Annotated in this window: 20 protein-coding genes and 2 pseudogenes; 11 read left to right on the top strand and 11 right to left on the bottom strand. The window is 59.4% G+C overall.

Annotated elements, in window-relative coordinates; translation table 11 throughout:
- The first annotated feature begins 5 nt into the window (after positions 1–5).
- The 3 genes from ACTZWY_RS12845 to ACTZWY_RS12855 all read left to right on the top strand — a co-directional run bounded on the left by ACTZWY_RS12845 (position 6) and on the right by ACTZWY_RS12855 (position 2,752).
- Positions 6–761, top strand: coding sequence for an SDR family oxidoreductase (locus ACTZWY_RS12845; RefSeq protein WP_444791114.1), 756 nt, complete (start codon positions 6–8; stop codon positions 759–761).
- Positions 762–785: 24 nt separating this feature from the next.
- On the top strand, positions 786–1,679 hold the full coding sequence (locus ACTZWY_RS12850) for an NAD(P)-dependent oxidoreductase (RefSeq protein WP_444791115.1): 894 nt from the start codon (positions 786–788) through the stop codon (positions 1,677–1,679).
- An 83-nt stretch (positions 1,680–1,762) separates the two neighbouring features.
- Complete coding sequence (locus ACTZWY_RS12855) at positions 1,763–2,752, top strand: LacI family DNA-binding transcriptional regulator (RefSeq protein ID WP_444791133.1); 990 nt, start codon at positions 1,763–1,765, stop codon at positions 2,750–2,752.
- 19 nt (positions 2,753–2,771) lie between these two features.
- On the opposite strand, the gene ACTZWY_RS12860 is transcribed toward ACTZWY_RS12855, so the two are convergent.
- Positions 2,772–2,987 (bottom strand): hypothetical protein, encoded by a 216-nt coding sequence (locus tag ACTZWY_RS12860; RefSeq protein ID WP_444791116.1) that lies wholly within the window; start codon positions 2,985–2,987, stop codon positions 2,772–2,774.
- Positions 2,988–3,206: 219 nt separating this feature from the next.
- Between ACTZWY_RS12860 and ACTZWY_RS12865 the strand changes: the two genes are divergently transcribed.
- The gene (locus ACTZWY_RS12865) at positions 3,207–3,566 is read left to right on the top strand and encodes a hypothetical protein (protein WP_444791117.1); all 360 of its coding nucleotides are present in this window, start codon (positions 3,207–3,209) and stop codon (positions 3,564–3,566) included.
- Positions 3,567–3,845: 279 nt separating this feature from the next.
- On the opposite strand, the gene ACTZWY_RS12870 is transcribed toward ACTZWY_RS12865, so the two are convergent.
- Complete coding sequence (locus ACTZWY_RS12870) at positions 3,846–4,391, bottom strand: YaeQ family protein (protein ID WP_444791134.1); 546 nt, start codon at positions 4,389–4,391, stop codon at positions 3,846–3,848.
- Between the two features lie 551 nt (positions 4,392–4,942).
- Here ACTZWY_RS12870 and ACTZWY_RS12875 point away from each other — a divergent pair.
- From ACTZWY_RS12875 to ACTZWY_RS12900, 6 genes are all read left to right on the top strand, one after another.
- The gene (locus tag ACTZWY_RS12875) at positions 4,943–5,656 is read left to right on the top strand and encodes an SDR family oxidoreductase (RefSeq protein ID WP_444791118.1); all 714 of its coding nucleotides are present in this window, start codon (positions 4,943–4,945) and stop codon (positions 5,654–5,656) included.
- 100 nt (positions 5,657–5,756) lie between these two features.
- A complete protein-coding gene (locus tag ACTZWY_RS12880; RefSeq protein ID WP_444791119.1) occupies positions 5,757–7,592 on the top strand; it encodes a patatin-like phospholipase family protein in 1,836 nt (611 codons plus the stop codon).
- Between the two features lie 128 nt (positions 7,593–7,720).
- Entirely contained in the window at positions 7,721–8,404 is a 684-nt protein-coding gene (locus tag ACTZWY_RS12885) for a response regulator (protein WP_444791120.1), read from the top strand.
- Complete coding sequence (locus ACTZWY_RS12890; RefSeq protein WP_444791121.1) at positions 8,401–10,266, top strand: ATP-binding protein; 1,866 nt, start codon at positions 8,401–8,403, stop codon at positions 10,264–10,266. The genes ACTZWY_RS12885 and ACTZWY_RS12890 overlap by 4 nt, the downstream gene beginning before the upstream one ends.
- A 310-nt stretch (positions 10,267–10,576) precedes the next feature.
- Complete coding sequence (gene ftsH, locus ACTZWY_RS12895) at positions 10,577–12,457, top strand: ATP-dependent zinc metalloprotease FtsH (protein WP_444791122.1); 1,881 nt, start codon at positions 10,577–10,579, stop codon at positions 12,455–12,457.
- Between the two features lie 72 nt (positions 12,458–12,529).
- Positions 12,530–14,263 (top strand): PHA/PHB synthase family protein, encoded by a 1,734-nt coding sequence (locus ACTZWY_RS12900; protein WP_444791123.1) that lies wholly within the window; start codon positions 12,530–12,532, stop codon positions 14,261–14,263.
- 18 nt (positions 14,264–14,281) lie between these two features.
- Here ACTZWY_RS12900 and ACTZWY_RS12905 read toward each other — a convergent pair whose 3' ends face one another.
- Positions 14,282–14,653 carry a hypothetical protein gene (locus tag ACTZWY_RS12905; protein ID WP_444791124.1) on the bottom strand — a complete coding sequence of 124 codons (372 nt, stop codon included), beginning with the start codon at positions 14,651–14,653 and terminating at the stop codon, positions 14,282–14,284.
- A 753-nt stretch (positions 14,654–15,406) separates the two neighbouring features.
- Between ACTZWY_RS12905 and ACTZWY_RS12910 the strand changes: the two are divergent.
- A pseudogene (locus ACTZWY_RS12910) lies at positions 15,407–15,658 on the top strand (IS110 family transposase); the annotation flags it as partial.
- On the opposite strand, the gene ACTZWY_RS12915 reads toward ACTZWY_RS12910, so the two are convergent.
- From ACTZWY_RS12915 to nikE, 8 genes and pseudogenes are all read right to left on the bottom strand, one after another.
- The gene (locus ACTZWY_RS12915; protein ID WP_444791125.1) at positions 15,631–15,951 is read right to left on the bottom strand and encodes a hypothetical protein; all 321 of its coding nucleotides are present in this window, start codon (positions 15,949–15,951) and stop codon (positions 15,631–15,633) included. The pseudogene ACTZWY_RS12910 and the gene ACTZWY_RS12915 overlap by 28 nt on opposite strands.
- The gene (locus ACTZWY_RS12920) at positions 15,948–16,136 is read right to left on the bottom strand and encodes a hypothetical protein (protein ID WP_444791126.1); all 189 of its coding nucleotides are present in this window, start codon (positions 16,134–16,136) and stop codon (positions 15,948–15,950) included. Before ACTZWY_RS12920 ends, ACTZWY_RS12915 begins: the two co-directional genes overlap by 4 nt.
- Before the next feature lie 137 nt (positions 16,137–16,273).
- Complete coding sequence (locus ACTZWY_RS12925) at positions 16,274–17,356, bottom strand: alginate lyase family protein (RefSeq protein ID WP_444791127.1); 1,083 nt, start codon at positions 17,354–17,356, stop codon at positions 16,274–16,276.
- Between the two features lie 278 nt (positions 17,357–17,634).
- Positions 17,635–17,817, bottom strand: a pseudogene (locus ACTZWY_RS12930) (IS5/IS1182 family transposase); the annotation flags it as partial.
- A 193-nt stretch (positions 17,818–18,010) separates the two neighbouring features.
- On the bottom strand, positions 18,011–18,796 hold the full coding sequence (gene phnX, locus ACTZWY_RS12935; RefSeq protein WP_444791128.1) for a phosphonoacetaldehyde hydrolase: 786 nt from the start codon (positions 18,794–18,796) through the stop codon (positions 18,011–18,013).
- Between the two features lie 45 nt (positions 18,797–18,841).
- A complete protein-coding gene (gene psrA, locus ACTZWY_RS12940) occupies positions 18,842–19,948 on the bottom strand; it encodes an iron-containing alcohol dehydrogenase PsrA (protein WP_444791129.1) in 1,107 nt (368 codons plus the stop codon).
- A gap of 27 nt (positions 19,949–19,975) precedes the next feature.
- Positions 19,976–20,944: a PHP domain-containing protein gene (locus tag ACTZWY_RS12945; RefSeq protein WP_444791130.1), complete on the bottom strand. Its 969-nt coding sequence runs from the start codon at positions 20,942–20,944 to the stop codon at positions 19,976–19,978.
- Positions 20,874–22,569: nickel ABC transporter ATP-binding protein NikE (nikE, locus tag ACTZWY_RS12950; protein ID WP_444791131.1), on the bottom strand; the 1,696-nt coding region annotated here is incomplete at its 5' end. The genes nikE and ACTZWY_RS12945, both read right to left, overlap by 71 nt.

The raw sequence follows: 22,569 nt of genomic DNA on the forward strand, positions 1-22,569 counted from the left end.
AACAGATGAGTCTTGAACTCTTTAACCTGACTGGCAAACGCGCTCTGATCACCGGATCCTCTCAAGGCATTGGCTTTGCCTTGGCGAGTGGATTGGCGGCGGCCGGTGCGAATGTTGTGCTGAATGGGCGCGATGAAAGCAAGTTGTCCGCAGCCGCAGCGAAATTGCACAATGCTCAAACGCTGGCCTTTGACGTAACCGATCACGACGCCGCGCGCACGGCCATCGACGGATTTGAAGCGCAGCAAGGGGCCATCGACATTCTGGTCAATAATGCGGGCATGCAGCATCGCGCGCCCTTGCAGGACTTCCCCGCCGCAATGTTCGAGAAATTGTTGCAGACAAACATCGCCAGTGTGTTCCATGTCGGACAAGCCGTCGCGCGCCACATGATCGCGCGCGGCGCAGGGCGCATCATCAACATTGCCAGCGTTCAATCCCTGCTGGCCCGCCCCGGAATCGCGCCCTACACGGCCACCAAGGGCGCAGTGACCAACCTGACCAAAGGCATGGCGACCGATTGGGCACCACATGGGTTGAATTGCAACGCCATTGCGCCGGGTTATTTCGACACCCCCTTGAATGCTGCCCTTGTTGCAGACCCGGAGTTTTCTGCTTGGCTGGAAAAGCGCACCCCCGCAGGGCGCTGGGGCAATGTTGAGGAACTGCAGGGCGCATGCATTTTTCTTGCCTCGGATGCGGCAAGCTTCGTGAACGGCCATACGCTTTATGTGGATGGCGGTATAACATCGGCATTGTAGCCGCAACACAATCAGGAGAGGTTGATGTCTGAGAAACTTGCACTGATCGGGGCAGGCGCGATGGGCGGAGCAATTGGCGCGCGTCTGGTGGAAACAGGCACATCCTTGGCCGTGTTCGATCTTGACCCGCAAAAGCTGGATGCACTGGTTCAGAAAGGCGCTGTGGCGGCGCAAAGTGCGGCCGAAGCCGCAAAGGGTGCTGCGGCGGTTATCCTGAGTTTGAACAGCCCCGGAATTGTAGAGGCAGCAGTGTTCGGATCGGGCGGTGTGGCCGAAGGCGCGGGTCCGGGCACACTTGTCATCGATATGTCCTCAATAGATCCGACGGCGACAAAAGCGCTTGCCGAGCGCGCGGCACAGCGTGGTCTTGCATGGGTTGACAGCCCGCTTTCCGGTGGCATTCCCAAAGTTGCCACTGGCGCGCTGACATTGATGCAGGGCGGGGCAGAAGCGGATGTCGCCAAGGCGCAACGCCTGCTTGCTAATATTGCAGCAAACCAGACCCATATGGGGCCTGCAGGGACAGGTCAGACCACCAAATTGATTAACCAGGTATTGTGCGGCCTGGGCTTTATTGCTGTGGCCGAAGCGACAGCCTTGGCCGAGGCCGCAGGCGTCGATGCTACCCGCATCCCAGACGCGTTGCGCGGCGGGCGGGCGGATTCAGCAATATTGCAAGAGTATATGCCACGCTTTGTCGCACGCGATTACCAGCGCACCGGTCGTATTGATAACATGGTCAAGGATCTGAATGGTGCGCAGGATCTTGCAAGGCTGGGCAATACATCCATGCCCCTTACGGCCCTATGTGCTGAAATTCACCGTATGCTGACAGCTGCGGGACTGGGTGGGGAAGATCAGGCTGCGGTGATGGAATACTTCTCTGGTGCGGGGCGATATCTACCAGACATGTCATAAACCGGCGCAGGCGCAACAGACTGGATTCTGCACGGCTCTCAGGGTATTGCATAGCCATGAACACCGCACGCAAGCCTCCGACAATGACCGATGTAGCCCGGCTTGCGGGCGTGTCGCCCATGACAGTCAGTCGGGCATTGAAATCGGACCGTCTGGTTAACCATCAGACACGCGCACGCATATTGTCTGCGGCCGAGGAATTGGGCTATCTGCTCGACAGTACTGCCTCAAGCTTGCGATCGCAGAAAACCGACTTTGTCGCGGTCACCATTCCATCGATCAACAATGCCAATTTTGCCGATACGGTCGGGGCTTTGAACGAGGGGCTGAAGGCGCGTGGGTTGCAAATTCTGCTTGGATACACGAATTACGACATTCAAGAAGAAGAACGCTTGATCGAACAATTGCTGCGCCGCAAGCCACAAGCAATAGTTGTCACTGGTGGGAAACACACACCTCGCACACGGCGAATGCTGGAGAACGCCCTTGTTCCGGTAATCGAAACATGGGATCTGCCCGATGCGCCAATTAACCATGTTATCGGGTTTTCCAACGCTCAGGCAGTGCAGGTCATGGTCGATCATTTTGTGGCCAAGGGGCTGACACGGATAGCGTTTATCGGCGGCGATGCGGATCGTGATACGCGCGGGCTTGACCGGCGTCGCGGATTTGTTGCGGCGATGCAGCGGCATGGACTGAATGCAAACCGACTTGTTGCGGCTGGACCCCCACCAATTTCAATGCGGGAAGGGGCGGATGCAATGAGTCACCTGCTTGACACCGATCCGGACACAGAAGCTGTCATTTGCGTGTCTGACTTGTCCGCTTTCGGCGCACTCAGCGCATGTCAGCGACGTGGCGTGCGTGTGCCTGAACAGATTTCGATCGCGGGTTTCGGCAATTATGAGCTTGGCTCGATTTGTGTCCCATCAATCACCACCATCGACCCTTCGCCGCGCAAAATTGGTCAACAGGCCGCAGAATTGCTTTGCGAAATTCTGGATCAAGGCGCATTGATTCCAGTGCGCCGCGAAATCCTGCCACAGCTTTTGATCAGAGAATCGACGCTGTAGGCCTGGACAAATGCCAAGATCAAAGCCGCTCATAAATGATATGATAATGGCTGCCCGTATACATATGCTGCACTGACGCAAGTGCCTTCATAGCCATGATGCGCCGGTCAGAGGCAAGTGCTTCCGAAATTGACTCGCGCGTGGGGTAGTCTATTTCCTGCACCAGAAACACATCTGCGCCGGGCGCTTCAATACTCCAAGGACGATAGACCCGAACATTTTGTGCGTGCAGCATTTGTTGCCATGCAGGTATCAGACGCGCGCGCACCGCGTCAAAAAAAGCTTCCTCCATGCCTGTATGTATGCGACCGCAAAAAATTGCACTGCGTGTGAACACAAAACCCCCGAAGCTTGAACTTGATCATATGATATCGTTATCATATAGGTTATCAATGCTAAAATTCCGACGATAAGCGCTTGGCAAGAAGTTGACCCAATCAAGAAGGACTCGCCCGTGTATATTCGCTGTGCCTTTTTTCAGGGTCATGTCAAACCCGGACAGCAAGAAGCCTTTGATGCCCATATCAGGGACGAGTTGCATGCATTGTGGACACGCTTTCCTCATGTCGAGGAAGTGCGTCTGCTGCGCGAAGTGGAGAGTGACCGGCCAGATGTGCATTTTGAACTGATCATCGCTTTGAAATTCCCGTCGCGCGAGGCGATTGCCGAAGCATTGGCGTCAGACACAAGACATGCCAGCAAGGCCGCTTCAATGCCGCTGTTTGAGATGTTTGACGGTGATGTATTCCACACAGTGTTTTCAGGTGATCAGCTTCCTATTCCCGCGGGGGAACTGATAATGCGCCCGACCTGAACAGGAAAATATACCATGACGACGGCGAAAGTTGTGCTTTTCCCTGGGACCAGTCAAGGAATTGGTCGGGCTGCCGCGAGTGCATTCTTATAGGCTGGTCGCAAAGTCATTCCTGTCGTCCACACGCGGCCCGAAGTAGGCGTTTGAGCCTGCAGGTAAAAAGCGGGCCAGGCCGGGCTGTCGATGGCGATATGTATATTCAGGGTAATCGTCGCCGGATTCGTCTACCGAACGGCTGGTCGTGGTGAGGTCTGCGATCTGGGTTGCCGGATCCTGGCGTTACGCAGCAGTTTTCCACTTCAACGGGGTAAGGTAAAGGACGCTGTCGCCGACACTGACCATCACTTCGCCGTCCTGAATGTTGACATTGAGTTTCATCCCCCGGCTTGCCAGCTGAGCGAGCGCGCCAGTGTCGCTGGCGGAAAAATTGATGACTTGAAGGTTGTCAAAACGGGTTGCGGTATTCTTGATCTTGTCCCACCAAATCTCGGCCGTCCTGCCGCCATAAGGATAGACAATCACCTTTACCGCTTTGCTGCAGGATTGACGCATCACCTTCTCGCTCGGAAGGCCCAGAGCCACCCACACATCAAGTTCGCCGCTCAGGCTTTTTTGCCAGATGTCCGGCTCATCATCTGTTGAAAGACCCTTGGTCATTTCCAAGTTTTCATGCGCATTCAGCGCAAAAGCAACAAGGCGCACCATCAGGCGTTCATCTGTTTCCGAGGGATGTTTGGCAACGGTCAGTTTATGCGTCTCATAGTAGTGACGATCCATGTCGGAGACGGAAAGTTCAACTTTATAAATGGTAGCATTTTGCGCCATGACTGGTCCCAGTTTTTCGGACATTGCGCTACCTACTGCGTCTGGCGACGTTGTGAAAGCAGATAACGGTTTCACGACGGTGAAAGGGCGAACAGGGAAGAATGACTGACCGCTTCCGCTGCATGGCGCGGCTGCCCTGTTGCGAGGCTGCTTGACGCCCGGTGCGCTGGTGGGCTTGGCGTTGACGAGCCTGGTCCAGAGCTGCCTTTCGATCCGCGTCTGGTGCCGTGGCGCAGAGGGAAAAGGCGAAGAGATATCATCGCAAAATCATCATGAGAGGGCCCGATGAGTGGCGCCCCACCAAGCAGGCACATGGATCGGTCCGCTCATCAGGCGCTGAGATGGGCTGCCAGGAATGCTTTCAGACAGGCAATACCACGAACGGGGTATTCCTAAACAGCGCCCTCTTGGGCACTTACAAAAGGATCAGGCAATCAGGCTGCCACTAGGATTACACTGTGAAAATGCACCGTCTTTGTTTGTCGCCCGGTGTGTTCGCCACCATTGATGCATCGTGTCCAAAGGTGACGAACCATAACGATGGGGCACATGTGGGTTTATTGTCCGGCGCGCGTGGCGTAATCTTCGTGGACCGCGAGGCTGCGGGCACCCTTCAGGGCATTCTGACCCCGCTGGTTTCACAAGGTGCCGCGTATGTGTTTGTTGAAAGACGGACACCGGCACCTAAGCTGGACGATATACTGTCGTGCCTGTGCGATGAATGGGGCCAGATCGATTTCCTGGTCCACTGCGCCATGCCCCTACATACCCGACCAAAGGATGATCCATACTTCAAGACGGACCTCGCTGTATTTCAGAGCGCAATAGCGTGTTACGTTCACGGCTTTGTCGCCATTGCCCGGCGCGCGGCCTGTGTAATGGCGCCCGGTGGCAGTCTGCTTAGCCTGAATGGACCAATCATTGGAATGACCTGCCCGGGCAATGGCTTGTTCGAGGTGATCCTCGCCGCACAGGCTGCATCGGTCCGCTGTCTGGCCGAGGATCTTGGCCCCAAGGGGATTCGGGTCAATGCCATCACCGCAGGTCGGATCTGTCCTGGGCCGTTGAAAACTATCGCTTCGCGGCACTCGCTGCCATTCTCCGGGAGGCACCGGGCACCGCTGCGCCGCGACGTCACACCCGAAGAAATTGGCAAGTCGGCCGCATATCTGCTGTCCGGACTTTCATCGGGCACTACGGGCGAAACGCTGCATGTCGACGCCGGTCATCACGTCATCGGCCTGCGGGGCGTGGAACCCCCGTAACTTGTGAAGATGACCACGCCCGGTGCGCTGCAACTGGGACTCCAGATGCTGAATGCGGCCCATTTCAATTTTCGCCCAGCCAACGAACAGGACAAACCCCATGAACATTGCAAACTCTATCCTGCCTCAGATGTCGGGGCTGGTCGAGGGAATGAGTCCCGAACAGGGCCTGCGCATACTTGGTCTGATGACCTGCCATCGGGTGAGTCGGGGGGAAACACTGACAAGGGCGGGCGAGGCAACCGACCGGTTGGACGTGATCCTGCATGGGCGGTTCGCCTCCGTCCTTGTCGAGGCCGGCGGCGCGTCCGGGGCTTTGCGAATGATTGATGCCGAGGGGCTAATCGGTGTTACCGCCTTTCTGTCAGGTCGTCCTGCCCGCCATACCGTCACAGCCCTGCGCGACAGCGCCGTGCTGCGGCTGGAACGCTCTGCACTGGACCAACTTGCCGAAGAGTGCCCAAAGACGTTTGCGGCGCTGCTTCAGCGGCTCATGCGCGAAGCGCATGATGCCGTCAAACCGGCGCGCGCAACCCCGGCAGCGGGTAACCGGCGGATCATTACCTTCGTTCAGGCCGCCGGCGAGGCGGTGCCGCCCGGATTCTGGTCTGCCATGCGCCAGTCGCTGGAACAAGCCGGGGCACGGGTGCTGGACGCCGCCGACCTGCGCCGACAATTCGGCGCCAGGCCCCTTGACGCGGTGCAGGTGGCGGAAACGCTGAACCGGCAGGCCAACGCATCCGGGCCGCTGGTCTGTCTGACCGACCCTGATCTGACCCTTTGGACCGAGCAGGCCATTCGACAGGCCGATGAGGTTGTGCTTGTCACCCGCGGCCCCGCCCCCTTGTCCGGGCACTCCGATGTCGAGCGCTGCGTGAGCGACCTGCACATTGCGGCGCAGCGGCGCCTGGTCCGCGTTCATGACCGCCGTGTGTGTGCAACCACGGGCACCGCCGCTTGGTTGGCGCGGATCGACTGTTTCATGAACCACCATGTTTCACTGCAGGATCAAGCCGACATGCAAAGCCTTTCCAGGTTTTTGACAAATCGCGCCATCGGCTTTGTCGCAAGCGGCGGCGGGGCGCTTGGGGCGGCGCATGTCGGCGTCTTTCGCGCCTTTGCCGAGGCCGATGTGACGTTCGACATTTTTGGCGGCACCAGTGTCGGCGCCGCTATGCTGGCCGGGTTCTGCCGCCTGGAGGACGCTGAACGTCTGGACCTGGGCGCACACCGGATTTTCGTGCAAGGCAAAAGCTTCAAGCGCTTCAACGTGCCGAAATACGGTTTGCTGGATCACCAGAATTTCGACCGCGCCCTGCAACGCGAATATGGCGAAGATACACTGATCGAGGATTGCTGGCGTCCTTTTTTTGCCGTGGCCAGCAATCTGTCGACCAAGTCCCCCGAAATCATCCGCCGTGGCGTGATGTGGAAGGCAGTGCGCGCCTCCAGTGCCATTCCCGGTATGCTGCCCCCGTTCTACACCAGCGACGGGATGATGCTGGTCGATGGGGGAATCATGCAGAATGTCCCGATTGACGCGATGCGCGGGCTGAAAAACGGGCCGAATGTTCTTGTGCATTTCAACACCGCTGCGGCGCGTCGGTTCCCGGTCGACTACGATGCGCTTCCCGGTCGCGGGCGGCTGCTGGCCGGTCTGCTGAACCCTTGGGCACAGCTGCCTCGTGCCCCCTCGGCCACGGCCGTGTTGTGGCGCAGCCTGCTTGTGCATCAGAAGGCGGATCTTGAGCTTGCGACAGAGGACCTGGAACTTTGTCCGCCGCGGACACCCGGCGCGGGGGTGTTCGATTTCTCGAAGCATCGCCAAGTCTATCTGGCCAGCTATGCCTGGGCCAAGGCCGAGATTGCGGCACGGAACGAGGCCGGGGACACCCCGCTTTCGGCCATCCTTGCGGCAACGCATATCGGGCTATAATGTGCAGCCTTGGGCGTGAAAAGACTTAAGGGCGATCCGGACTGCGTGCTGCGGGTATCGGTGGGCTTTGCGGTCTGACGCGTGCCGGCAGGATCTGGCGTGCAGACCGCTTCAAGGAAAGCCAAGGTATGGAGCAAGAGCAAGTAACAATGGCAGCGCAGCAGGTCAGGATCGTCGTGACAGAAGATGACGACCCGGTACGTCGGCGCTTCGTATCATTGTTGTCCGATTGGGACGGCTGCACCCTGGTGGCGAATTGCGCGACACTGGCAGCGACAGAGCAGGTAATCCGCACGCATCAGTTTGACCTGCTGATCACTGATTGCAATTTGCCAGACGGCTCCGGCATAGACGCTATCGCCCTGCTTCGTCGCCTGCAGCCACAGGCCGAGGCGATGGTCATCTCGGTTCTGGCCGATGAGTTGACAGTGCTGGATGCCGTCAAGGCCGGCGCAACCGGATACCTGCTCAAGGATGCTGGATCGATTGACCTGATCGAGGCCATCAGGGAACTTCTTGTCGGGCATTCGCCGATCTCGCCCCGGATCGCCCGGCTATTGATGCGCAAGCTTGGCGGGCCATCCCAACAACAGCACACCCCACAGATGGATGGCAGTCTGTTGACTGCGCGGGAAATGGATATCCTGTGGGGCATCGCAAAGGGTTTCACCAATGCCGAGATCGCCGAAAGGCTGGGTATCTCGCGCCAGACCGTGCCGGTGCATATCCGCAACATCTATCGCAAGCTGGAGACGACGACGCGCACTGAAACTGTGTTCGAGGCCAGTCGTTTGGGACTGATCCAGCTGTGAGCGGTCATGTTAACGCCCGTTCAGACGCTGAACTGCTTCCGCCGGGCGTGCTTGCGCAGACAGCAGCGCCGGGTCCGCGACCGCGCCAATGGCTGCCCGGTCTTATTGTTTTTCTGCTTTTCGGAGTGGTGATTTCGGCGGTATCTTTTGCACGCCTGCCGCTTCCGCCGGACGCCCTGAAGCTGGACGTGGCACGGGTCAGCCTTGATGTCGGTGCGTTTGAGCAAGTCGAGCTGCCGCATCGCTGGCAGAACGCCGGAGAGTGGGGCACGACCTTGGCCAGCTACAGCGTGACCCTGCCACGAATACCGGGCGAGGGGGCGGTTTTGCTGATCCCGGGCGCGCGCCATGATCTGACTGTCACCTTGGACGGGCGCGAGTTGCTGCCCGGGCATACGGGACTCGGGGCCGTTGCCGCCCTGGGCGCGACCTATGCCTTTCGCCTGCCACCGGTCGAAAGCGCGCAGTCCGAAATCGTGCTGCGGCTGCAACGGACTTCTGGCTATGCGCCGGGCTACCTGTCCGAACTTTATCTAGCGACAGAGCAGGAGTTTGAACCGCTGCGCCAGATTTGGAGGTTGGCGCAGTCGGATCTTCATCTGGCGATCCAGGTGCTGCATGGCACAGTGCTGATTAGCGTCGTGATGATGTGGCTATGGCGCAGGAACGACCCGGTCTTTGGATGGATGGCACTTCTGGCCGGAACCTCGTTCCTGTCCGATCAACTTCTGATGGCGTTTGCTGTGCTGGAGGTGCGTCTGTTTGCGCTCTCGGGCTTCGGCATCATCTCTTTCGCCCTTGCGCTGGCCCTGATCAACGCACCCCGCCCGCGCGCGCTGAAGGTGGCAATCATGCTGGTGCCAACGCTGTTGGTGGTGATAGCGCAAATCGACCTTCTGCCCGCGGTTCCGGCCTTTGCGTTCAGCGGGCTGCTGGCAGTGAGCCTGTGTCTGGCGGGGGCGGTGCTTCTGCTTCGATATGCATGGCACCACCGCGAATGGGATCGCGCCGCGATGGCGGGCTTCTACCTGTCCACCGTCTGGTTTGGACTGCATGATTTCGGTATCGCATTGGGGTGGATCGACGGCGCGCGGTTTTTGAGTCAGGACATGCGTGTTCTTGGCTTATTAGTTGCTCTGTTTCTGCTGCTGCGCTGGCTGGCCCACAGTCTTGACGCGGTCGATCAGGCCAATGTCACACTTGTGCAAAAACTGGCCGAACAGAGGCGCGAACTGCATGAGCTGCACCTCAACGAGCGGCGCCGGGTCCATGAAGCGGCCCTTGCCGATGAGCGTCAGCGCCTGATACGCGATCTGCATGACGGCCTGAGCGGGCATCTCGTTTCGATCATCGCCCAAAGCGAAGTCGGCACTTGTGATGCGCGCCAGATCGAGGACACGGCGCGTCACGCGCTCGAGGACTTGCGGCTGGTGATTAACGCATTGGATCTGGAAGATGATGACCTGCGCCTGGCGCTGTCTGGATTGCGCGAAAGGGTTGAACCGCAGATGAGCCGATTGGGCATCAAACTTGATTGGTCAATGGTGGATCTGCCTGAAGTGCGCGGCATAAAGCCCGGCAATTCACTGGCGATCCTTCGCATTCTGCAAGAGGCGCTTACAAATGCCGTCAAGCACGGCCTGGGTGGTCCTATCCGTGTCGCGGCCCATCCTTTCGGGGATGATCGGGTGTGCCTGTCTGTTTCGAACCCAAGCGCCCCGGCGCGTGAACAAGGGTGCGGCCATGGCATGCGCAATATGCAATCCCGCGCATCAGAATTGGGTGGTGAGGTCCGGTTTTCCAACACTTCTGGGCGCGCGACGCTGCAATTGATCGTTCCGAAGGTCCTGCACCCAAGATGATGAGGGTTTGAACCTGCGCTCAAAAGGCGACTGGTCCAGCAGATCCAGCCCAAACGATTGAGGTGAGGGGAAATTGACGCAGCAGCCTGCTATCGGCAAGGGTTGGCATTGAAGCACCGCTTGCCAGCGGAGCAGGGCGTTCGAGGCGCGCAGGTCATCTTGGTCACGCTCGCGCGTTTTGCGAAATGCACCAACTTGATGCATCGCAAGGACGGGTTCTCGCTCAGCTGTTATCTTGATCTCCAAGGCATTTCACGCTTGTCCGCTTTCTACTTGCGAAACGGGCGGGCCTTTGCACCGAGGAGGCATCATGAACACACCAAAGATGCCGCCGCCACCTGGACAGCCCGACGAACCGGGACTGGCGCGGATGCTCTGGCTGGTTGTTTTCGGGTTCGTCGCGTTGACAGTCTTGCTGACGCAGCAACCGGGCGCACCCGGTGCCACGGTGACTGTGTCCTACAGTGAGGTGAAAACCCTGATCCGCAATGGTGACGTGCGCGAGGTGACACTTCAGGAAACGGCCATCGTCGCCCTGCTGCATGACCAAAGGGCCGACGGTGTTCAGCGCGTGCGCGCCATCACGCCAGCGCAGCCCGACCCCACGCTTTTGCCGCTGCTGGAGGAGATGGGCGTCACCGTGACGGCTGAAGCCCCGCGCGCGCCCTCGACACTGATCTGGTTCTTGCCGTGGATCCTGATCATCGCCGTCTACTTCTTGCTGCGCCGTCGGCTGACGGGCGGCATGGGCGGTGGTGTGGGCGGCATGGGCGATTTCCTCAGCGGTCGATCCTCGAAACCCGCCAAACTGACCAGCAAGGTCACATTTGCCGATGTCGCAGGTCAGGACGAAGCCAAGCGCGAAGTGTCCGAATTGGTCGAATTCCTGCGCGATCCCGACCGTTTCCAGCGTGTGGGTGCCACCGTGCCGCATGGTGTGCTGCTGATGGGCCCGCCCGGCACCGGCAAGACGCTTCTGGCGCGCGCATTGGCTGGCGAGGCGGATGTGCCGTTTTTCTCGACCTCCGGGTCGGAATTCGTGGAAATGTTCGTGGGGGTTGGCGCGGGGCGCGTGCGCAAGATGTTTGAAGCCGCGCGCAAGCACGCGCCTGCGATCATTTTCATCGACGAGTTGGACAGTATCGGACGCACGCGCGGCACGGGTCTGGGGGGTGGCCATGACGAACGCGAGCAGACGCTGAACCAGATATTGGCCGAACTCGACGGGTTCAGCGCGCGCGAAGCCGTGGTCGTGCTGGCCGCCACCAACCGCCCCGATGTGCTGGACCCTGCGCTGCTGCGTCCGGGGCGGTTTGACCGGCATGTCACCTTGTCGCTGCCCGACAAGGACGCGCGCCGCGCGATTTTGAATGTGCATATCAAGGGCCTGCCTTTGCATAGTGACGTCGATCTGGATCAGGTCGCGGCGGGCACGCCGGGCTTTTCCGGGGCCGACCTGAAGAACCTGCTGAATGAAGCCGCGATCACCGCAGCGCGCCGCCGGGCTGGTGACATCACCCATGCCGACCTGGACGAGGCCCGCGACAAGGTGATGATGGGCACAGTGCGCACGCTGGCCATCCAGCCCGATGAGCGCCACCGGCTGGCTGTTCATGAGGCGGGCCACACGGCGGCGGCCTTCTACAACCCAGGCGGTGATCCGATCTACAAGGTTACGATTATCCCGCGCGGGCGCAGCCTTGGCAGCACGCATATGTTGCCCACCCATGACCGCCATACCCTCTCGGAGGCGTATCTGCGCGCGCAACTTGTCACGCTGCTGGCCGGGCGGGCGGCGGAAAAGCTGCTGCTTGGTTCGGTCAGTTCGGGCGCGGATGATGACATTCGCCGCGCCACTTCATTGGCGCGCTCGATGGTTGCGCGTTGGGGGATGGACCCCGAAATCGGCCCGGTTGATCTGCGCGACAGCGAAGATCATCCTTTCCTTGGCCAACAGATCGCGCAACCGCGCAGCTATTCGGACGACACCGCCACGCGCGTGGATCAGGCTGTGATGGCACTACTTCAGGATGCCGAAGCGCAGGCCACTGTATTGATCAAGGACCATGGCGCGCAGATCACCCGCCTTGTCGCGCGGCTGGAAACCGAAGAAACCCTTGATCTGTCTGCCATTCGGCAATGCCTAGACCCGGATAGCAAGATCACACCCTTTACCAGAAACAGGACATAATCCATGCCGCCCCGTCGCCCCAAGCCGCCGAAAAGCAAACTTGACCCTCCCGCCGTGACGCAGCTACCGATAATGACGCCGCCCACTGCGCCCGAACCGAAACAGTCACATCAGAATTTTGATCGTGCCGCGCGCGGTGTCATGGCAAAGCTCAGCGGTGGTGTGTCAAACCACGCTTTTATCGAGGCCTGGAGCGACTGGGCGCAGCATATGGCGCGCTCACCGGGTCGGCAGTTGGAACTGATGGAGCATGCACAGCGCAACGCACTGAAGCTGTTGGCCAGTGTGACTGATCGTGATGCCCAACCGCCCTTCGCGCCGAAACCCTATGACCACCGTTTCACGCATCCCGACTGGCAAAAGCCGCCGTTTCAGATGTGGCAACAGGGGTTTCTGGCGATGCAGGACTGGTGGGATCATGCGACCGAACCCATGCGTGGCCTGTGCCGTGAAGATGCCGAACGCGCGCGTTTTCTGGCCCGTCAGACACTTGATCTGGTCGCGCCGTCCAATTTCCCGTGGCTCAACCCCGAAATCATCGAGGCCACACGCGACACGGGCGGGCGCAACCTGACCGAAGGGATGACCAGATTTTCCCACGATATGCTCAAGACACTGAGCGGCCATCACGACCCACCCGCGAAAGGGTTTGAAATCGGCAAGGACCTGGCCTGCACCCAAGGTCAGGTGGTGTTTCGCAACGACTTGTTCGAGCTGATCCAGTATGCCCCGCAGACCGAACAGGTGCAGGCGGAACCCATCCTGATCGTGCCTGCATGGATCATGAAATACTACATTCTGGATCTGTCACCGCATAATTCCATGGTGCGCTATCTGGTGGATCAGGGCTTCACGGTGTTCATGATCTCATGGTGCAACCCGACCGCCGCGCAGGCGGAATTGTCGCTGGAAGACTACCGCAAGCGCGGTGTTCTGGCCGCATTGGAAGCCGTCTGCGCAATTGTGCCTGATGTGCCAGTGCATGCGGTCGGCTATTGTCTGGGCGGCACGATGCTGGCCATCACCGCCGCCACCATGGCGCGCGATGGTGACACGCGGTTGGGGTCCATCACGCTGATGGCCGCGCAGGTGGATTTCGTGGAAGCGGGCGAATTGCTGATGTTTCTGGATGAAAGCCAGATCGCCTTTCTGGAAGATCTGATGTGGGAACAGGGTTATCTGGATCGCCCGCAAATGGCCCGTGCTTTTGCGGCCATCCGGTCAGAGGATTTGATCTATACGCGCAATGTGCAGCGCTATTTTCTGGGCCGCGAGGATCTGCCCAGCGATATTGGTGTGTGGAATGCCGATACCACGCGGATGCCTGCGCGGATGCATTCGCAATATCTGCGCGCGCTGTTTCTTGAAAACCGGCTGACCGCTGGGCGTTTCGCGGTCGAAGGGCGGGTGATCGCGCTGAAGGATATCGCGGTGCCGCTGTTTGTGGTCGGCACGGAAACCGATCATATCGCGCCCTGGCAATCCGTCTACAAGACGCGGCTGTTTACCGATTGCGACCTGACTTTCGTGCTGACCAAAGGTGGCCATAATGGCGGCATCTTGAGCGAGCCGGGCCATAAGGGGCGGCATTACCGCATTTCGCACCGACCGAAAGGGGCGCTATACACTGGCTCGGACACCTGGCTGGCGCAAAATGCGCCAAAGCCCGGATCATGGTGGCTTGAATGGGCCGAATGGCTGAAAACGCGGATCGACACTGCAGTGCCTGCGCCGCAGATGGGGGCGCCGGGCAAGGGCTATCCCCCGCTGATGGCCGCGCCCGGAAGCTATGTGTTCCAGCCCTGAGGCGCGCGCAAAGGGGCCTCAGGGCCGGGAAATATGCGGCACGTCCAACCCTGTGACCCCTGCCAGATCGGGCAGAGTGTCATTTAGACGTTGCAGCATATAGCGCGGGTTATGCATATAGCCGCCGGGGTCTTTCGCGGCCACCTGATAGCGGTTGTCGCGGGTGATCTGGTCTGGCGTCGATTCACCCGTGCCGGACGGATCGGCAAAGAAGTAGGGAAAGCCGCTGGCATAGGCAATCGGCGTGCCTGCGATTTCAACAGCATAAAGACGGATCGCATCCAGAAACTGGCCCTGCAGGGCGCTGATTTCGCTGTGAACCCCGCCCGAGCGGTCGCCTGTGCCCGCGAAATCGCGGTGCTGGGTGCAGATGTCGCGCAACGCGTCCACGCCGCGATGGCAGGCCAGACAGCCATCGGTTTCAACCGCAGTGCTATGTGGCGTGCGGCATGCAGCGCAGCCAAGCGGCCTGGCACGGCGCGCATCTCGCGCTCAGACCCTTGACTGTGCTGGATGGGCTTCATCACGCGTGGGCCGGTTCAGCGCCGAAGGGGCGCTTGCATGGTTCTGGGGTCTGGTCGCGCTGGCCGTGGTCCTTGTGCCGCATGGTTGGCGCTGGTGGTTGTTGCATCGCACGCCGCGTCGTCTGCATTGATGGTCCCTATGGCGACTGCATGCTGGAAGTGCACAGGGCGGACGCAGCACTGCTTGTGTGGACGAAGCGGAATACCGCTGTGTCGGGATGGAGCCAAGATTGCCTCCTGCACAGGCTGAAGGCTGGAGACAAGCTGAACCCTCAGGGCCCTTGGAATTTGCTTGACCATGTTTTCCCATATCCATGTCGCGTCTCTACCTTTTGGCCGTCCCTCGCGCTCTTTATCGTGCGTCCGGCGTCGTCGGCAGAGAGCACGCCGATGATCAGAACCCAGATCGAAGACATCGTGGCAGATATCGACGATGAAACAGGGAAATTGTTCTCGTAGTTAACTGGAAAGGTGGTCGTCACACAGAGTTGCGCGTCAAGAAGCCGAAGTCCGGGGAGCACAATGCCCGAACCAGTTCTGAACTGATGCGGTGGATGCCCCCACCCGCCGGCATCGTTTACCATGACGGTTCTATATATGATTGGTGGACGGCACATCGATGACATCAAAGATCAGTATTTTGGCGATCGACTTGGCCAAAGGCCGCTTTCAGGTCTGTGCAGTTGGGCCAGATGGGGTGGTTATTTTCAACCGTGCTATGTCAAGAGCGCTGTTGGCTGACCACCCGGCCTGCATTGTGGCAATGGAGGCTTGTGCCACCTCGCATCACTGGGGAAGATTTGCGCAAAGCCGTGGTCATGAGGTTCGGCTTGTGCCGGCTGCTTACATGAAGCCGTTTGTAAAGCGCCAGAGTGAGGCAGAAAAGAACGGCTCGCGGACGTTCAGCACATGGCGCGTGACCGGGCACCGCGCCAGATAGGTGTCGGCGTCGACAGGGGTGCCGTCGCCGAACCAATCGCCTTCGATCCAGAAAATACGGTCAACTGTCACATCCTCTTGCGTCGTCACCGCAAACAGAAGAACCCTGTCATATCCAAGCGGCGCACAGGCGCGACAGATGGTTTCCTGCATCTGTTGCAGGCTTTCGGCCTGCGACACGCGCAGCAAGGCATCAAAGGCCGTATCCCCGGAGGACCAGATCACTTTGCCATCACTTCGGCCAGCGCCTGGGCCGCGGCAAGCTGGCCAAGCGCATTGCCCGCCAGCGGGCTGTCACCGGTCAGGATTTTGCCATCCTTGTGGACCGCCCCGGAAATTCCCTCATTGAGCAACTCAAACCCCAGTGCCTGCAATTCTTCGCCGAATTTCCATGTCAGATGACCGGGCATATAGCCGATGTCGGGCGTCTGCGCGCCAAGCGCATCAAGGAACCGGCCATTCGCGCCTAGCGCAGCAATTTTTGTTATTGAATGCCGCCGCTGCAGGCAGCGCGCGTTCCACCCGGCTCGTTACAATTCTTCGCGTCTTAGCGATTGCTGTAATAGCAGCGTGCGGAAAGCCCCGATATTGTCGAATACCGCTCGGATCGGGACAGCCGCTGATGCATCGGGCTTGGCGGCAGGCGCACGCCAAATTCCCGCGCGGCGATCGGATATAGATTAAGAGCAAATTGATGCACAAAATCACGCGTGTCCGCAGGGTCAGTGCTGAAACTGGACCCTCGGTTTCCAACGGCCCGAAAGGCCGCATGGTCGCGAATTCCCATCTCTGTTTTCTGAACAGCAGCCGCAAGGCGTGGGCCGAGTGCGGGATCGGTGAAATAATTTACGCCCCATTCACGGGCAACCAGCGCATAAGACAGTGCCGGATCAAGCCCATAGGTATGATACCAGAACCCGCGCACCCCCCTGTAGGAGTTTTCGCTGATATATCCCGACGCCTCGATATGTTTCAGAAGTTCACTGCGGCGCGCGGATAATTCCCGTTGTGCAAGGCCCATGTCCTTCGTCAGGGCTGCATAAGCAAGCCGTGCCAGCCCCATATTGACAAAATCATAGATGCCATCGTCACCTGCTGCTACTTCAGGCGCAACAAATCTTTGATAGCCCTGATCAAACCACGGGATCAATATTTGCCGGTCATCATCTGACATGAAGGACTCAAGAACCGCGGCGGATATCAGCAGGTTGGCATACATCCGCGCGACAAACCGCGGGGTATGCGAAGGGCAGGGCGTATCTACGCCTTGCGAATAGCAAGGCGGTGCGCGCATCGCTTGTGCGCGCGTCAACAAGCCCGGTTCGTTCACATAACGTTGGTTTCGGGCGAGTTGCTTCAGGCCGTCAATGATTGTGCGGGCAAGCTGCGCATCTGCAGTGGCGGCCGCTGCATAACTGTTGAAAAGCACGGGCTGCCAGTCTGCGCTATATGCGTCTTTAATCGGGTTCAGGGACGTAGACCGCCGAAGATCAGCGATATAGCGCGCGCTGTTCGCATTCAGCCGGTTCAGGGCCGCAGCCGCAGCAGATTGACTGCGGCCACTGCCGCGCTCATCGACCGCGCAGGATGGTCCAAGTGTCTGTGCAATGAAAAACTTGGGCGGGGCCACCGAACTTCTGGACGCAACATTGCTTGATGTAGCCTCCATGCATGCGGACAGCGCCAAAAATCCGGCTAAAGCAAAGACTGCAGGACGCATGGTCTGACCTTTCGTCACATAAACATCATAAGGTTTAGGCTCAAGTTCACATTTTTGTCAACGAAATTGGATATCTCACACATGGTTGCCAGACCGGAACGTTGACTTGGAGAGAGTATGCCTGGCTAAACAACGCCCGACGAGTTTGGCCTGATCTTTGGACCCGGAGGTTCTGGACAGTGGCGGCGAGGGTGTCCGGGGCATCCGGTCCGCGCATGCGCCGCGCGCATGAACCCAAGGCCCCCCAGATCGCGCTGATCAACAAACAAATCCAACACCCGGACCAGATAATCCTCATCGATCCAGTCCTCCGGGCGGTCCGGAAGCAGCGTCACTTGATCCCGGTCTACCCCTTCAATGAAACCCGGCATAAATGCATTCCCGTATCGCAGAAAGCATGCCATATCTGGGGGTTTTCACAAAACCTTGGCCCTTAGCAGTCGCTGTGCCGAGCGCGCTTGGGTTGCTAAAGCCGCCAATCAATCCTGATGCGGCGAACGGTTCCAGCCACTGGTTTCAGTTTGACGGAAGGGCACAGATATGAGAATGCCGCATCAATAAACCTCAGCCGGATTGGTCAAGCCGGATCAGCAGATCAGGCAGATCCGCCACCGTGTCGATGACATGCTGCGCCCCGGCGGCGCGCAAGACCTTCGTCGCTTGCGCGCGCAGGGCCTGCACCTCCTCAGCTGGTAGCGCAGCGAGTTCCTGTGGTGTGCGGCCGACAATATTGCCCGACAGCGCAACGCCGACAGTCAGGCAGCCAGCATTGATCCCCTCAGCGATGCCGGGCGGGGTGTCGTCGACCTTGACCACCGATGCGGCGGGCCACACCTTCAGGTCGATGAAGCACTGATACATCTGCAGCGGGCCGGGCCGTCCTTCGGGCAGATCGTCGGAGCATACGCAGCAATCCGGCGCATAACCCTGCGCGGCGGCAACCGGAAAGACCCGTTCCATGATCGAGCGGGTATAGCCGGTGGTCGAGCCGATCTTCAGCCCCATGCCGCGCAGCTTTTCCACCGCTTCGCGCGCACCGGGCACCAGCGTGGCGTAGTCGGCCACAACCTTTTCGTTCATCGGCACAAAAACCTTGTAGACGCGGTCGATATCGGCCTCACTCGGCGCAGCTCCATGCACCCGCGTCCATTCGGCAGCCAGCCGCGGGGCAGTGATCATCGCCTTGATATGGTCACGCTTGGGGGCGCCCATGGGGGCGCGGGCCTCGGCGATCGTGGCATCGACTCCGAACTGGCGAAACGCCGCGACGAATACCCCCATCGGCGCGAAGGACCCGAAATCGATGGTGGTTCCGGCCCAGTCGAATACCACGGCTTTGAAACGGCTCATTTTGTTTTGTTCTCCTGGTAATTTGCTTTGCGGTGCCCGACCGCGTCATGCGGCCAATGGCGACACAGGGTGCAGCGTGGTGATCGGGGCGATGAAGTTGCGGCCACGCGGGCCGGCGGTTGCCTCGGTCAGGATCGATTGCCATTCGGCGGCGTCGATGCCGTAAGCAGCGGGCGAAAGCCCGATTCCGAGCCCGTCCAGAAATGCCGCCAGCCGCCTTGCCCCGGCGCGCAGGTCCGGGCCGAAGATGTCGCGCAGGGCCCGGCCGGTCAGCCCGCCTGTATTGGCCAGGCTGTCAAGGATCATCGGCAGCGTGAAGGAGCAGGCGATACCGTGTTGAACACCATGGCGCAGGGTGACGGGGTAGGAAATCGAATGCGCGATCGCCGTCCTTGTGCCGGAGAAGGCCAGCCCTGCGGCCAGTGACGCCTGTGCCATTCGGCTGCGCAGATCAGCATCCCCCGGCGCGGCAACCAGCGCCGGCAGCACGTCAAGAATGGCGCGGGCGGCGGCAACGGCATGGCTGGCTGTGACCGGGTTGGCATTGACGTTCCACAGGCTTTCCAGCGCATGTGACAGGGCGTCGAGCCCCGTGGCGATCGTCAAGTCGCGTGGCATCGAGCGCATCAGCTCCGGGTCGATGATGGCGGCCTCGGGGTAAAGCGCGGGGTGATCGAGTGAGCGCTTGGTCCCCGCCTTTCGGTCCCAGACGGTAGCCCAGCATGTGACCTCGCTGCCGGTTCCGGCCGTTGTCGGCACGGCAATCAGGGGCAGCGGCCGCCAGCCCTGTGGTGCCGCGTTCCCGTTCAGCAATGCCTCGACCGGGGCGAAACCCTGTGCCGAGGCGGCAAGCACCTTGGCGCTGTCAATGACCGATCCACCGCCAATGGCGATGACCACCTCGGGCCGTTGCGCCAGCATCGCTGTTTCCGCTGCCTGCCGCGCAACATCGGCCATGTCGGGATTGGGCGACACATCGCGCACCGCACCTGCCGGTGGTCCCAGACGCTGCGCCAGCCGGTCAGCCAGGGCGGTGAACGGCGCGTCAGGATAGGTGACCAGAAGATAGGGCCGCGTGTGAACAAGTCCCGCGATCTTGTCGAAACTCCCCAAGCCAAATTTTATGGCTACAGGATTGTGATAACTCCACATTCTGAACAATTCCAATCTTGGTTAGGGTTATAGCCAGAATGGATTTGACCAGGCCTTGGCGCCTGTTGCGTCGGTCAATACAACCCGCGCCCAATCCCCCGCGAAACGGTCCAGTGGCAGCTTTGCGTTCGTTATTCCATTTCCGTGGATGCGTTCGACGCGCGATCCACGACCCAAAATGGTGATATGATCCACCGGGCTGCAAGAAATGTCGAGAAAACTGCCCGTTTGAGTGATATGGTGGAAATCTGGCCCGCTTGAACTGTAAAACGCACCTTCCTTCAGCGCTGCGAGAATGGCATCAGGTGTGTTGATTTCTGCACGCACCATAACCCAGCCGCCAAACGCATCTGCCATCGGTCGATCAGCTATGTTAAAATGCGCATCGTCAGAGGCCAAGGCGTTGATCCGACGCCCCGTATTCAGAATCGCGTCCAGATAATAGCTGCCACCGCCGCGCGCGGCGTGCAAAGCGCTTGTGTGATTGTAGACCTCGACAGCATGTGCATCTGGAATGGCCGCAGCATCCTGGAGCGTCAGCCCAGACCATTCTGGATGGGCAATGGCAAGAAATGCGCCTTCTGCCAGACATCTTTGCGCCAGTGCAGATGCATCCTCATCCGCTGACGGTGGCGCAAACGCACCCGGCAGACCGACAGCCAGCAGATGCCACAACTCATCATGCGAATTGGCCGGTGCATGCACTTCTGCACCTCGCAACAAGGTTAGCCCATCAGGCGCGTCTTTGGCGGCATCCGTGACAGGCCATTCGTAGCGCGCCAGAAAGTGATCCGAGATGCACAGGAAATCATAGCCTTTGGCGTGATATGCATTGCAGATGTCAACCGGGGACAGGCAACCATCAGAGCGCGTGCTATGGGTGTGCAAGTTGCCTTTCCAGAAGCGTCCGGGGTTATTGAGAGTGTCAATTGACATTTTTGGGGTTCCTTTGACTCGCAACATCGGAGTGAGACACATTTGCCCGAAAGGCAGCAAGAAGCGTCCGAGAATATTGACTTCCCTGTCCTTCGATCAGTTCCGTCGGGGTAATATTGTCCATGACCCGTCCCCTGCTCAGCACGAGGACGCGATCGGACATGCGCGCCACGACTGGCAGATCATGGGAGATGAAGATGTAGCTTGTGCCGCGATCTCGCTGCAGGCGCTGCATCATAGCTATTACCTGGGCCTGGACAGTCACATCCAGTGCAGAGGTGATCTCGTCGCAGATCAGCAACTCGGGTTCGCATGCAAAGGCCCGGGCGATTGCGACTCGCTGCTGCTGTCCGCCAGACAATTGCCGAGGATAGCGCTCCAGAAGGTCCGATGGCAGTTCCATTTCTTCAAGCAGGTCACGCGCCCGTGCGCGCGCGGCGGCGCGAGTCATCGCGAAGAAAAGCATCAGCGGGCGCGTGATCAATTCGGCGACGCTGTGGCAGGGGTTGAGCGAGGAGAGAGGATCCTGGAAAACCATCTGGACAGCGCGCCTGTGCTCGATCGGCCGATTGCGGGCCAATCCCGATAGCGGTTCGTTGTCCAGTTGCATCCTGCCGTCATGGCCCGAAAGCGCCCCGGCAATCAGAGAGGCCAGCGTAGATTTGCCGCTTCCGCTTTCCCCTACGATTCCCAAGGTTGACCCGCGCAATAGGTCAAAGGATATATCCTGCAAAGTTGAAGGCGGTGCTGTCCGCTTCCAGATGCGCGCGGCCAGACGGCTGCCCCCCGCGTTGTGACAAAAGCGCATGTCACGAAGCCTCAGATGCGCAGGCCTATCGGGTGGCTGTCTGGTTGCCTTGGCTTCAAGCTTTGGGATTGCGAGAACAAGCTCACGAGCGTAATCGCTGCGCGGATACCTGAAAACCTGCTCTGTGGCCCCGCCCTCAACCATTGCACCGTCGCGCATGACCAACACCCGGCGACACATTCGACGGATAACATTCAGATCGTGGCTGACATAGACAAGGGTGGTGCCCAGTCGCTGCTGGAACTCTGCTACAAGGTCAAGGACCCGCGCCTCGACGGTCTTGTCAAGCGCGGTCGTCGGCTCGTCCAGAATGATGAGTTCGGGTTCGCCGGCCAGCGCAGCCGCGATGACCACGCGCTGGCGCTGCCCGCCCGACAATTCGTGCGGATATCGTTTTGCCAGTATCGATGGCTCAGGCAGGCCGGTGCGTTCAAGCAAGTCAAAGGCACGCTGATCGACTTGGGCACCATGTCGCCTGCCATTTTGCACGATCACTTCACGCATCTGCGCCAGAATTGTCATATGTGGGGTCAGTGACGACAGCGGATTCTGTGGCACAAGCGCGGCAGTCTGACCCCGATAACACCTGAGAGCTGTGTCACGAAGGCCGAAGATATCTTGTTGTGCGACCTTGACCTTTCCCGACAGAACCTGAGCGCCGGGACGCATATACGCCATCAAGGCCCTGGCAATGGTGGATTTACCACTCCCGCTTTCACCGACGATACCAAGTGTCTCCCCCCGTCCGAGAGAAAAGCTGACATCGTTCACCACATGGCGCAGTCGACCCGCTGAATCGCGAAAAGCGATGGTCAGCCCGTCGACTGAGACATGATCAACAGCTTCTAATTTTGGTTGCATCATGACTGAGGTTGGA

It is taken from the genome of Roseinatronobacter sp. NSM, from assembly GCF_052379845.1.
In the GTDB taxonomy this organism is placed as follows: domain Bacteria; phylum Pseudomonadota; class Alphaproteobacteria; order Rhodobacterales; family Rhodobacteraceae; genus Roseinatronobacter.